This is a genomic window from Paenibacillus sp. 1182 (genome assembly GCF_017833915.1).
GTDB classification, from domain to species: domain Bacteria; phylum Bacillota; class Bacilli; order Paenibacillales; family Paenibacillaceae; genus Paenibacillus; species Paenibacillus polymyxa_D.
Map to the genome: position 1 here is coordinate 179,219 of NZ_JAFICR010000005.1, position 12,713 is coordinate 191,931.

At 44.8% G+C, this 12,713-nt stretch carries 13 protein-coding genes; 6 read left to right on the forward strand and 7 right to left on the reverse strand.

From position 1 onward, the window contains the following. Nucleotides 1-3 precede the first annotated feature (3 nt). Both JOD82_RS12255 and JOD82_RS12260 read right to left on the reverse strand, forming a co-directional pair. On the reverse strand, nucleotides 4-504 hold the full coding sequence (locus tag JOD82_RS12255; protein WP_209949308.1) for an NAD(+) diphosphatase: 501 nt from the start codon (nucleotides 502-504) through the stop codon (nucleotides 4-6). Nucleotides 505-639: 135 nt separating this feature from the next. After that, a complete protein-coding gene (locus JOD82_RS12260; protein WP_209949310.1) occupies nucleotides 640-2,109 on the reverse strand; it encodes an MFS transporter in 1,470 nt (489 codons plus the stop codon). 164 nt (nucleotides 2,110-2,273) lie between these two features. Here JOD82_RS12260 and JOD82_RS12265 point away from each other — a divergent pair, with 164 nt between their 5' ends. Next, nucleotides 2,274-2,699, forward strand: coding sequence for a MarR family winged helix-turn-helix transcriptional regulator (locus JOD82_RS12265; protein WP_029515975.1), 426 nt, complete (start codon nucleotides 2,274-2,276; stop codon nucleotides 2,697-2,699). Between the two features lie 94 nt (nucleotides 2,700-2,793). Here JOD82_RS12265 and JOD82_RS12270 read toward each other — a convergent pair whose 3' ends face one another. Beyond that, on the reverse strand, nucleotides 2,794-3,372 hold the full coding sequence (locus tag JOD82_RS12270; RefSeq protein ID WP_039270372.1) for a TetR/AcrR family transcriptional regulator: 579 nt from the start codon (nucleotides 3,370-3,372) through the stop codon (nucleotides 2,794-2,796). A gap of 188 nt (nucleotides 3,373-3,560) precedes the next feature. Between JOD82_RS12270 and JOD82_RS12275 the strand changes: the two genes are divergently transcribed. Then, nucleotides 3,561-4,784 carry an MFS transporter gene (locus tag JOD82_RS12275; RefSeq protein ID WP_209949312.1) on the forward strand — a complete coding sequence of 408 codons (1,224 nt, stop codon included), beginning with the start codon at nucleotides 3,561-3,563 and terminating at the stop codon, nucleotides 4,782-4,784. Between the two features lie 17 nt (nucleotides 4,785-4,801). On the opposite strand, the gene JOD82_RS12280 is transcribed toward JOD82_RS12275, so the two are convergent. Further along, nucleotides 4,802-5,230 (reverse strand): DUF3995 domain-containing protein, encoded by a 429-nt coding sequence (locus tag JOD82_RS12280; protein ID WP_209949314.1) that lies wholly within the window; start codon nucleotides 5,228-5,230, stop codon nucleotides 4,802-4,804. A 12-nt stretch (nucleotides 5,231-5,242) separates the two neighbouring features. After that, the gene (locus JOD82_RS12285) at nucleotides 5,243-5,806 is read right to left on the reverse strand and encodes a TetR/AcrR family transcriptional regulator (protein ID WP_209949316.1); all 564 of its coding nucleotides are present in this window, start codon (nucleotides 5,804-5,806) and stop codon (nucleotides 5,243-5,245) included. A gap of 548 nt (nucleotides 5,807-6,354) precedes the next feature. On the opposite strand from JOD82_RS12285, the gene thrS reads away from it, so the two are divergent. Beyond that, nucleotides 6,355-8,268, forward strand: a complete 1,914-nt coding sequence (gene thrS, locus JOD82_RS12290) for a threonine--tRNA ligase (protein WP_013308583.1) — start codon at nucleotides 6,355-6,357, stop codon at nucleotides 8,266-8,268. A 158-nt stretch (nucleotides 8,269-8,426) separates the two neighbouring features. Here the strand turns inward: thrS and JOD82_RS12295 are convergent, their stop codons facing one another. After that, nucleotides 8,427-9,227, reverse strand: coding sequence for a GTP pyrophosphokinase (locus JOD82_RS12295; protein WP_103046868.1), 801 nt, complete (start codon nucleotides 9,225-9,227; stop codon nucleotides 8,427-8,429). Between the two features lie 277 nt (nucleotides 9,228-9,504). On the opposite strand from JOD82_RS12295, the gene JOD82_RS12300 reads away from it, so the two are divergent. The 3 genes from JOD82_RS12300 to JOD82_RS12310 are packed head-to-tail and all read left to right on the forward strand — an operon-like array spanning nucleotide 9,505 to nucleotide 11,652. Beyond that, the gene (locus JOD82_RS12300) at nucleotides 9,505-9,966 is read left to right on the forward strand and encodes an S-ribosylhomocysteine lyase (RefSeq protein WP_029515967.1); all 462 of its coding nucleotides are present in this window, start codon (nucleotides 9,505-9,507) and stop codon (nucleotides 9,964-9,966) included. A gap of 5 nt (nucleotides 9,967-9,971) precedes the next feature. Next, nucleotides 9,972-10,742 carry an SDR family NAD(P)-dependent oxidoreductase gene (locus JOD82_RS12305; protein WP_069010818.1) on the forward strand — a complete coding sequence of 257 codons (771 nt, stop codon included), beginning with the start codon at nucleotides 9,972-9,974 and terminating at the stop codon, nucleotides 10,740-10,742. Between the two features lie 25 nt (nucleotides 10,743-10,767). Continuing rightward, a complete protein-coding gene (locus JOD82_RS12310; RefSeq protein ID WP_023986814.1) occupies nucleotides 10,768-11,652 on the forward strand; it encodes a MetQ/NlpA family ABC transporter substrate-binding protein in 885 nt (294 codons plus the stop codon). A gap of 163 nt (nucleotides 11,653-11,815) precedes the next feature. On the opposite strand, the gene JOD82_RS12315 is transcribed toward JOD82_RS12310, so the two are convergent. Next, nucleotides 11,816-12,655 carry an AraC family transcriptional regulator gene (locus JOD82_RS12315; RefSeq protein WP_069010819.1) on the reverse strand — a complete coding sequence of 280 codons (840 nt, stop codon included), beginning with the start codon at nucleotides 12,653-12,655 and terminating at the stop codon, nucleotides 11,816-11,818. Between the last annotated feature and the right edge of the window lie 58 nt (nucleotides 12,656-12,713).

Below are 12,713 nucleotides of genomic sequence, written 5' to 3' on the forward strand. Positions count from 1 at the left end.
ACTTCAAATCAATCCTGCCTCAATCTTTTCAATAATGGTCAGCAAGAAGGATTCAGCTAAGCTGTTTTTCAAAATGGCTTGCTTGGCTTCCTCCAGTGTAAACCAACGTGCTTGATCTACCTCCGCACTAAGAACATCTAACTGATCGTCATTCACAATGGATACAAAATTCAGCATCAGTGTATTGCTTCGTTCAAAATACTCGCTGCGCATATATTGATACTCATCGACTTGTAATCCTACTTCTTCCTTAACTTCACGCACCAATGTCTGCTCGGCGGATTCACCCTTGTTCACATAACCTGCCAATAAAATGAAGCCTTGAATATTGTACTGCTGTATGAGCAGCACCTTATCTCTCTGACTATTCAATACAGCGGTACTGATCGCAGTGCTGAATATCGGGAAACGAAAGACCTGGCATGTATGACAAAAGGGGATAGGGCCTTCGCCTTCACACTCCTTCACCATCAATTTTGTTCCGCATTCATAGCAATATTTCATGTAAGCTCCACCCTTGTATCCCATTTTTAAAATTGTAAATGTTGCTTTTAATGCCGTGTTTGTACTGCAATACTCATCATCTTAATTCTACGATCATTGTTCTGTCTACGGACGCTTTATTTCTTCTCTTGGTCTTTATCCCTTTTCTTGCTGCGTTCTTGCCCGTCTAGCCCCGATCAGCCGCCAGCCTGTTAACAATGCCGCCACAAGACAGATGGACGCGGACGTCATAAAGACTACATGCATGCCTGCCAGAAAAATTTCTGGATGACCCGGGACCAAGCCGGTGACCCGATAACCAGCCTCTTTACTCATAATATAAAAGAGGATCGATGTGGCCAAAGTGATCCCCACAACCATACCGACGTTGCGAACCAGCGAATTGACACTCCCGGCTGAGCCAAGCTGTGTGCGGGGTACCGTGGACATAATCAGCGAGTTGTTCGGCGATTGGAATAAACCACTGCCAATGCCCAGCATGGCAATCCACAGACCCACGAGCGGGATAGAGCTGCCTGCATGCAATTGGGCCAATCCAATTTGGGCAATAACCATAACGACCAGCCCGGCGAATGTAAGCAGTTCAGATCCGATTTTATCGGAAAGCGCACCGCTGAGAGGGGCCACAATAACCATCGAGATGGGGAGCAGCATCAGCAGGAACCCGGCATGAAAAGGCGACAAGTTCAGCATATTCTGCGCATAAAAGGGCGAAATGATGTTAAAGCAAAAGTTAGCGACGAACACCAGAAAAGCACACAAAATACTGAGCGAAAATAACGGATTTTTGAATAGCGCGAGCTGTAAGAGCGGCCCAGGACGACGAAGTTCCAACCTAATGAACATGGCAAAAGCAACTACAGCCACCACCAGCGAAGCAACGATACGTTTGTCGCCATACCCGACCTGCTGTCCCAGCAACAATCCGACGAACAAAGTGAGAATAAAAATAGCAAATACCAAGCTACCGGGAACGTCAATTTTATCTTTCACCTTGATCAAATCCTTCGGCAGAAGCTTCCAGCCAAGAAAGACAGCGACCAGCCCTACCGGTACATTGACCCAGAAAATGTACTGCCAGCCCAGCGACGAGACAATAATACCGCCCAAGCTTGGCCCGGCGATACTGCCCAGAGAAACGAAGGTTCCAATGAGGCCAAGTGCTTTGCCCCGTTCATTGGACGGGAAGATATCTGTCACGATCCCCTGGCTGTTCGCCATGGTCATGGACGCTCCAAATGCTTGAATAATGCGGGAAATCAGCAGCATAGAGAGCGAAGAGCTAAGACCGCACATTAGGGAGCCAAGAATGAATACGATTGTGCCGATTTTGAATATTTTGATTTTACCGACGATATCTCCAAGCTTGCCAAAAAATAAGATAGCGGTACATATCGCCATTAAATAGGCGGTTGTCACCCATTCAATCTGTGCCACGGTTAAATGTAGCGTGCGAGACAACACAGGAAGAGCGATATTGACGATGCTTCCATCCAATGTGGACATAAATGTAAACAGATTCAAAACAATTAAAATTAGCCAACGTTTCTTCTGGACTTCGATATTCTCTTGATAGGTTGTAGCAGCTGTAGCAGTTGAACTCATCATTACACCTCGTTATCGTTGACAATTTTCATTTAGTTGCACGCGCAACTAAATGAACGGTTCTAGTGTACAGCAAATTAGTTGCGTGTGCAACAATATTATTGTAAACTTTGCTTTGGTCCCAACTGGGGATGTGTCATTTTTAAGCCAATGAGGTGTATTTGATGAGAAAAAAACAACCGATTGGAAAGCTAATTTCCCACCTGTACCGTCGTAATCAAAAAATATTGTCCAAAAAACTGACTCCTTACGGAATCGGCAGTGGAGGACAACACAGCTTTTTAAAGCTCATTTTGCAGCGGCCGGGCATTACACAAGAGCAGTTGACGAATGAACTTAAATTTGACAAGGCAACCACGGCGCGCTCTGTGAAACAATTGGAGGAATCAGGCTATATTGAACGGAAAACAGACCCAAATGACCGCCGTTCCCATCTTTTGTCTCCTACAGCCAAGGCGCTAGAGTTTTCCCCTGTCCTACAAGGAATATTGGACGAGTCCAATGTCAGCCTTGTCCACAATCTATCCGAAGAGGAAGAGGACCTTCTGATCGACCTGCTGCAAAAAATTAGTATAGACCCTGACGAATAAACAAATCAGGAACTAGCCAGAGGATCGTGGCAGGTAAAAGAAAAAGCAGCCCTCACAGAGGATACTCTGTGAGGGCTGCTTGATGCCACGTCATTCAGTCCAAGCCAATTCCTTTGAACGCATTCATGACTAATTGTCGTACATAGGAGTCGTCTAATGGATAACCGGTTACCAACAATCGATAAAAAACGGGCCCATAAATGAGATCGATACATAATTCAATATCGAGATCTTCCTTCAATTCTCCGCGCTCCATTCCGCGCTCAATAAGAAGCCTGGCCTCAAGTCGCCGAGGGTGGAAATATCGGGTCCGGTATGCCTCTGACAATCCTGAATCAAGTTGCCCTTCGCCTATTAACTCCGTAATGATTTTACCCTCTCGACTTATTAAGAACCGCACTAAATTCGTGGCATGAATGAGAATATCATCTAATACAGAGCCCGTGTCGGGCACGGGCAATCTTGCTATGGTGGCTGACAGGAAACCATCCATCACTACGGCAGCTTTGTTAGGCCACCATTTATAAATGGTGGCTTTGCTAACTTTCGCTCGTTCAGCAATTTTTTCTACCGTAACCGCCCCAAAGCCTTGCTCCAACAGTAAATCATAGGAAGCGTTAAGGATAGATTTTTGCGTCTCGACATTACGTGGACGTCCTCTTTTGCTCTGCACTGGAATGCTCACCTTCTTAACAGATATAAGTAAACACTAAAAATAAACTATACGTTCAGTATATCAAATATCATGTGAAATAAAAAAGTTGATTTTGCCTATTTACAAAACGAAACGTTCAGTATATTATTTGATTATCGAATTAATGAACTATACGTTTAGTATTTAAATTAATGAGGAGGATTATCATGCAAAGAGAACAACAAGCCTTAAAAAGTAACCGTATCTCAAATTGGATGATGTTTTTGTTGGCAGCCGCATGCGGCCTTATTGTTGCCAACCTGTACTATGCTCAAACCCTTGTAGGACCTATTCACGTTGCTATGGGTCTTTCTTCTACAGCAGCGGGCTTCATTGTCACCTTAACTCAAATCGGTTATGTGGTGGGATTGCTATTTATCGTACCGCTCAGCGACATTATTGAAAATCGACGGCTTATGGTCGTATCGCTAATCATTACAGTCTGTGCATTGGTTGTTGCTGCTTTTGCCACCAATGCCCCGTTGTTCCTGACCGCATCCTTGTTCATTGGAATTGGATCTGTGGTAGCCCAAATACTGGTGCCGTACGCCACCTATTTAGCATCCGAAGAGCAGCGCGGCCGCGTTGTTGGGAATGTCATGAGCGGACTCTTGCTAGGCATTATGTTCGCACGGCCAGTAGCGAGCTTTATCACCAGCATCTGGGGATGGCAAGCCGTATTTATTTTGTCAGCCATTGTCTTGACGCTGTTGACGATTCTGCTCTCGCGAGCTCTTCCAGAGCGCAAGCCTGTGCCTACGGTATCTTACAGTAAATTAATTTTCTCGCTAGGCACTCTTTTAAAACAAACGCCTGCACTGCGCCGCCGTGCCCTGTATCAAGCCTGCCTATTTGGTGCCTTCAGCCTATTTTGGACTGTTGTTCCTCTACGTTTGGCGGATGATTTCGGAATGTCTCAACAAGGGATTGCATTGTTTGCTTTAGTAGGCGTAGGCGGTGCAGTAGCTGCCCCGATTGCCGGGAGATTGGCTGATAAAGGTTGGAGCAAAGGTTTAACCGGGTTAGCTATGATCATTGCAGCCTTGTCTTTTTTGTTCATCTATCTTTTTCAAAGTCATTCGACGGTTGCGCTCGTACTTCTCTTTATTTCAGCGATTACACTGGATATGGCTGTATCGGGAAACCTTGTACTTGGACAGCGTGTGATTTACTCCTTGGGAAGTGAGGCGAGGGGGCGTCTGAACGGATTATTCATGTCTATTTTTTTCATAGGCGGAGCGATTGGATCATCATTAGGGGGTTGGTCGTATGCGTTAGGAGGTTGGAATTTCAGTTCTCTGATTGGAGTCGTCCTGCCTGTGCTGGCTTTGCTGTACTTTTTCACTGAGAAAGAAACGAGTGGAGACGTGCGAAAGAAACAAACCACCTGATAGAGGTCAGCTTTAAGCTATGCCGTACGCAAAAACATAATGATTAAAATGGCTGTTCCCAAGAGAAAACAAAGGGGCGAGTAGAGCACAGTGTCCCACTTTGCAAAAACAGTTCCTTTTTTTCTCTTGAAAAACCCTACCCATTTGAAATCTCCTATAGAACGTAAAATAAATACGCACGACAACAAGCCTGCACCGTAGGAATGAAAGGTACTGAAAATCAGGAATTGTGTAACTCCACCTAGTTCTAGGACGAACCAAGCGGCTAAAGCTAGTAGAATAGCTACAATTGATGTCCCTATCTTGGAGGGCTCAAAGAGCAAAGCCGTTCCTGTGCTTGGGATCGCTGCCTTTGCACCTTTTTGTCCGCCAAATACCCAATATAGATGCATGCCGCTCAGTACCCATAGAATTCCGCCAACTGCCCATGTAAGTAACTCCAACATGTGGCATCCTCCTTAATTGAATTCATTCGAAATCCACTCTGTCCAAATCATGTGAATATGCTGTTGAATGGCTTCGTCACTTAATGTCTCTTGCTTGTGACGCTCATACCAGCCTAAGTAGTAATGGTACAACATCCATGATCTCTGAAAGGCTTTCTCTGGCTGCATTCCCTTCTGTATTAGAAGCTCTTTCATAAACTCCATTCTCATCTGTTCAACTTCATTGAGCAGGGAACGGTAACTATCATCCTTCAATGACAGTTTTCGCAGATAAAACAGAAAATCTCCTCGTCTCGTTTTCCCGAACATCTGGGTTAACAACTCTCTGATCCGCTCATCTGCGGCAGCATGGATGATGGACGCTGCAATAATCTGTTGTGTCGTCTGTTCCTTCCATGTCTCCACAATCTGTCTAATGTAGCTGCTGCGATTGTTAAAATACCAATAAAAACTGCTCTTACTGCACCCTAGAGAAACGGCCATTTTCTCAACAACAAGTTGATCAATTCCACCCTGTTCAAAACGTTCGATTCCTTTCTGAATCCATTGTTCTTCTGTGACAATAATTTTAGGCATCTCTCCTTCTTCCTTTCTGTACGGCATCGTCTAGATAAGCGTATATTATAGTGTTTTTAGAGCTGTGTAAATATGGGCACATGAGCTCCCTTAGCCAGCTGATGCATAGGAGGCATGAAATTACATAAACGCCCACTTGAAATACCTGCAAATTTGATCTATAATGCTGTAGCATATAGTGATATTCAAGGCATTGACCAAAGACATGATTTCCTTGAAGGGCCGTTCAGAGAGAAAAGACGAGGCTGAGAGCTTTTCCGGCAACCGCATGTGAAGTTACCCCTTTGTAGCCGTGACGTTGAACATGTAGCTGTGCAATCTGGCAGTAACATCAGTAAGCGCCCACCGCTTTATCCCCGTTAACGGATACCAATGGAGGGTCACGCATGTCGTGCATGAGCATGTTCCGATGAACATAAATGTACGCACAGGAGCGGGCCGAACTAGGGTGGAACCACGAGCTGAACGCACTCGTCCCTTGAGGGAGAGAGGCGTTTTTTTGCGTTCAATTTTGATATAGAACACAATTTGAAATGGAGGCTTTAATCGTGAGTATTCAAGTGAAATTGCCAGATGGAGCCGTACGCGAGTACGAGCAGGGCGTAACAATTGCCGACGTGGCAGGTTCGATCAGCTCCGGGCTGAAAAAAAACGCCGTAGCAGGTAAAGTGAACGGGAAGGCTGTAGATCTGAACACCGTTTTGGATCAGAACGTTGACCTTGAAATCATTACGCTGGACGGTGCAGACGGTCTGGAAATTTATCGCCACAGTACAGCGCATTTGCTCGCTCAGGCGCTCAAACGCATTTACGGTGAGAAAAACGTGAAACTGGGTATCGGTCCGGTCATCGACAGCGGCTTCTACTATGACATTGATATCGAAAATCCATTGTCTGTTGACGACTTGGCCAAGATCGAGAAGGAAATGACGAAGATCGCACAGGAAAATCTGCCGATTACACGTCGTGTAGTCAGCCGTGAGGAAGCCACTCGTATTTTTGGAGAGCTGGAAGATCCACTGAAGCTGGAACTGATTCGTGATTTGCCGGAAGAAGCGGAAATTACAATCTATGATCAAGGCGAATTTTTTGACCTGTGTCGTGGCCCGCATTTGCCATCTACTGGCCGCATCAAAGCATTTAAACTGTTGAGTGTAGCGGGTGCATACTGGAGAGGCGATTCCAACAACAAGATGCTGCAACGTATCTACGGAACAGCATTCCCGAAAAAAGCACAACTGGATGAGCACCTGCATTTGCTGGAGGAAGCGAAAAAACGCGACCATCGCAAGCTGGGTAAAGAGCTGGAACTGTTCATGTTCTCCGAAGAAGCACCGGGCATGCCGTTCTACCTGCCTAAAGGTATGGTTGTCCGCACTGCATTGGAAGATTACTCCCGTGACATTCAACGTCTGCATGGCTATGAGGAAGTACGTACGCCACTGATGATGAACAACCGTCTGTGGGAACAATCGGGACACTATGAGCATTACAAGGAAAACATGTACTTCTCCGAAGTGGATGAAACTACATTTGCTCTGAAACCGATGAACTGCCCAGGACATATGCTTGTGTTTAAAAATGAGCTTCACTCTTACCGCGATCTGCCAATTCGTATAGCCGAATTTGGACAAGTGCATCGCCATGAGCTGTCCGGCGCGTTGAACGGTATGATGCGTGTTCGTACATTCTGTCAGGATGATGCGCATATTTTCGTCACACCAGGTCAGATTGAACAAGAAATTACAGACGTAATTAAGCTGATTAACGAAATGTATAGTGTGTTTGGCTTTGACTTCACAGTGGAATTGTCCACACGTCCAGATGACTTTATGGGCGAGCCAGCACTATGGGATCAAGCGGAACAAGCTCTGCAAAACGTGCTGGATCACCTGGGCATCAACTACCGTATTAATGCGGGAGATGGAGCATTCTACGGTCCGAAAATTGACTTCCACATTCTCGATGCGCTCAAACGCAGCTGGCAGTGCGGAACGATCCAATTGGACTTCCAAATGCCTGAAAAATTCGACCTGACTTATGTGGGCGAGGACAACCAGAAGCACCGTCCAGTCGTTATTCACCGTGCCATCTACGGTTCGATTGACCGCTTCATGGGCATCCTGACTGAGCATTTTACAGGTGCATTCCCATTGTGGTTGGCTCCTGTTCATGCGAAGCTGTTGCCAGTATCCGAGAACTATATCGAGACTGCCAATGAGATACAAGATGCGTTGCTGAAAGCAGGTCTGCGCGTCGAAGTGGATACTCGCAATGAGAAGCTTGGTTATAAAATCCGCGAGGCGCAATTGGAGAAGGTTCCATATATGTTCGTTATCGGGGAAAATGAAAAAACAACCGGTACTGTAGCGGTTCGTAAACGCGGCGAAGGCGATCTGGGATCACTCAGCATTGCGGACATCGTTGAGAAAATCAGCACAGAAATTCGCGAGAAACAGTAATATTTGATCAAAAAATGTGTAAAAGAGCCATCAAAACCATGATGAATGTGGTTTTGATGGCTCTTTATTTATACCCAATACATGAGAATCCAGCGTAAGACTGAACCAACGTTTTTGCAGCCTCGACGGAATGCTTAAGTTATCTTGTACACAAATTCTTAGCAGGTTTGTGGCCGTGAAGTGGCGTGATCTGCAGGGAGGGAGAGTGTCTTCAAGGACGACTCTTCGGATGGTTTCGCCGGGGATTCTTCCGCATCCTGTTCCTCGCTAAGCGATAAAATTTCGCCGCGCAACTTCAGCATTTTCTGATCCAGCTCGTAGGTTGCACGTGCGGCTTCGGTCAATCCATTAACGACATGTTCAGGCACTTTCTTATCGAACTTATAATACAAAATATGCTCCATACTGGCCCAGAAATCCATAGCCAATGTACGCAATTGAATTTCAACCTTGATCCAACGTGTGCCCTCAAACAGGATCAGTGGAATTTCCACAATGACATGCAGGCTCTGATAGCCGTTGGGCTTAGGATGGGCTATATAGTCCTTGACCTCCAGAATACGAATGTCTTCCCGAGTGTGTAGATGATCCATCAGACGATAAATATCTTTCACAAAGGCGCATACCACACGCATCCCCGCGATATCATGAATTTCACGCAATATATTGTCCAAGGTCACTTCATGCCCTTTGCGCCGAACCTTTTCCACGATGCTGTGGGGCTCTTTGATTCGGGTTTTAATATGTTCAATCGGGCTAAAACCGTCTAACAGCTTCCATTCCGTCTGGATCAGCTTAATTTTATTCTTTAATTCTTCCAGAGCCAGCTGATAAAGGACGGGAATCTTTCTCCACTCCTCTAGTTGCTTGGCGTCAACACTGTTTTGATCCAGCTGTAGCTGAAATTCCTGCAAGGGTAATGGGACAGCATTCAGGTGCTTCCAATCCGGTTCATTCACAGAGCATTCTCCTAAATGAGGCTTATGATGTCCTCGATCTTTTTCGTAAAAATGCATTATCGTATACATTGTACACTATGTCAAAACCTACAGGCAAAGGAGAGACGGACAAAGAAAAAAAGAAATACGACAAGAATTATAGTGGTAAAACCGAGTAATCCGATGTATAATTACAAAAATGCTGATTTGGGGCATTTAATTCTTTGAAAAAAATCACAAATGTAGAGTATCCATCATTAGATTAAAAATATAAATTACAGAAAAGAGGAAAAGAAAAATGGCAAAAGTAGAAAGTTTTCAATTAGATCACACGATTGTAAAGGCTCCTTATGTAAGAGCAGCGGGAGTAGAGCATGACGAAAAAGGAAGCACAGTACAAAAGTATGACTTGAGATTTTTGCAACCCAATGAAGATGCACTTCCGACAGCAGCTGTACATACGCTGGAGCACTTATTAGCCACGTATCTGAGAGATGAAATCAAAGGAATTATTGATATCTCTCCTATGGGATGCAGAACGGGGTTCTACTTGATTTTATGGAATGAACATGAGCCTGAGGAAATTGCACTCGCTTTGGAAAAAACCTTGAAAAGAATTCTGGAAACGACAGAGGTCCCGGCTGTTACTGCTTTGGAATGTGGGAACTACAAGGACCACTCCCTTTTCTCTGCGCAGGAATATGTGAAAATTGTATTGGAAGCAGGCATTAGCCGCGATCCTTTCGAAAGAGTATTGTAAAATCTATGATTTCGATTGACCTATCTCATCAGACAGCGGTAGTGACAGGCGGTAAGTCAGGCATAGGCAAGGGAATTGTAGAGCTTTTCATTCAAAGCGGAGCTAAAGTGATTTCTGCTGATATCTCTTATGAAGAGCTGTATAGAGTGGTCAATCCACAGTTGGTTGAAACGCAATTGGACATATCCAAACCGGATGATATTGAAAGATGGTGCGATCTACTAATCAGCGAAGCGGGAGTTCCTGATATATTGGTGAACTGCGCGGGTACTTCTACGATGGATTATGTCATTGATAGTGAGTTAGCTGATTGGGAGAAAGTATTTTCGATCAATTCAACCGGATTATACGTAACGTCCAAGCGTTTTGCCAAAGAAATGGTGGCAGCTCGTAAATCAGGGCGAATTATTCAAATGGCTTCGCAGGCTGGAAAAAATGGATATCGGGCCATGGGCGGATACTGTGCTTCCAAACATGCGGTTCTTGGCTTGACCAAGGTGATGGCTATTGAGCTTGCCCGGCAAAATATTTTGGTAAATGCGGTCTGCCCCGGCATTGTAGAAACGCCGATGAAGCATCGTGAACGGATTGAAGGGGGCGTCATTCGCGGAATGACCGCTCAAGAAATATACGAAGAAGATTGTTCACAGGTACCTTTGGGGAGAACGGCCGAGGTGGAGGATGTCGCCAATGTGGTGCTGTTTCTGGCCAGTCCGCTCTCAGCATATATGACAGGACAAGCGATTAATGTTACAGGTGGAATGACGATGCACTAGCATACATGATCTGGGGGAAAACAACATGAAGAAATCGTTCGTTTTACTATTAGGGATTAGTTTATTATTGGTTGCCGCAGGATGCGGTAATAAAAGTTCAGACAGCAATGGCTCCAGCGCCGCTTCCGGTTCGGAAACGCAAAAAGTAGTCATCGGCTCCATGGGCTCTGACGCCCAGATCTGGAAGCATATTGCCCAGTCTCAGGCCGCCAAGGATGCCAAGCTGGACATTGAAGTGAAAGAAATTAACGGCGGAATCGAAACGAACAATGCGACCAAAGAAGGCGAAGTAGACGTGAATGCATTCCAATCGTGGGCGTACCTGGTTAGCTATAACAAAGAGAGCAAAGCTGATTTGAAGGCTATAGCCACAACCTACCTGGAACCCATGGGGATTTATTCGCAAAAATTCAAAAGCATCGATGAAGTGACCGACGGGGCTCTGGTAGCTTTGGCAGATAACCCAGCCAATACGGCAAGAGGTTTAAAGTTATTGGAAGCATCCGGTTTGATTAAGCTTAAGGCTGACTTTAATGATGCCTTGGGTACAGTCAATGATATTACTAGCAATCCTAAAAACCTGAAATTTGAACTCATTGATGACAAAACAGGACCACGAGTGATTCAAGATGTAGGCTTGGTGCTAATTGGGAATACGATTGCTTTAGAAGGGGGCCTAAATGTACTGAAAGATTCCTTGTTCCATGAGGAGATCAGTCAGGCAACCAAAAATAATATTAACGTTCTGGTTACTTCATCTGATAAGGCGAATGACAAAGGGCTGCAAAAGTTAGCGGATCTCTATCATAACGAGGATACTCAAAAATACATTAAAGATGAATTTGGCGGCACCAAAGTAGAGGTTAAAGAGCCGGTTTCTTATTTGGAAGGACAAACTACAACAAAATAAACTTATGAGATCAGCCAGTTTTTCTGGCTGATCTTTTTTGTTCGTAAGAGCCCCGTACCGGTAGTCGGGTAGAAGTCATCTCTGCTCTTAGACTCCACGCCGAATATGTGACAAGCGTTGAGTTGATGTCTCCCATCTTCCACATGAGCCAGTGATTGTATTTTTAGTAGTCGACTTGAGTTTGAGTATGGGTTTCGGTTCGATAATGTTTGGGGGAGAGTCCCTTTACCTTTTTAAAAATTTTTGAGAAGAGTAAAGGGTCGTTATAGCCGACTGAACGGGAAATATCACCGATCGAAAGTTCAGCGTTTCCCATCATTTCACATGCTCTGTTGATCCTATAGCGAACCAAATAATCCTGAATACTTGTGTTCACTTGTTGTTTGAATAACGAACATAAATAGCTTCGATTGAGTCCGATAAAATTTGCAATGTGCTCAATGGTAATTTTCTGAGCATAATTCATTTCGATAAAATCCTTCACTTTTTCCACGTAAATTTCCGACCGGCTTTCCTTTTGTTCGAGAGGTGTTACCGGACCGAATTCTATAAGCTCCGATATCATTAAGCAAAGCAGACCGGTCAGTCTGGTTTCCCGAGCTTTATGGCATTCACTTGATTCGTTCATTCGCTGCAAATACTGATGAATCAAATGGTCTCCTTCAAAGTTGAGGATTGGACGCGTCATCGTTAGACCTGCTTGCTTGAGGAGTGTTTCTGCCAGTGCCCCGTCAAATCCAAACCAGCAATAAGACCAAGGATTCACTACATCGGCTTGATAATAAGTAATGACCTGGGGGCAGATTAGAAACCACTGTCCTTTCCGCAAGCGATAACTGAACCCACCGACCTCGAAGGTACCTTCTCCGTCCAAAATATAATGAAGCAGATAGTGATCTCTTATCGCAGGTCCAAAAAAGTGACTCGGTATGCATTCCTCTATGCCAAACTGAGTTAGATACAATTCAGAATGCTGTTTACTACGCGGCAAATATTCTATCACGCTAAATCTCCTTATGTAAATTATCAAGCATTATAACATAAATAGTGAGCACCATGCC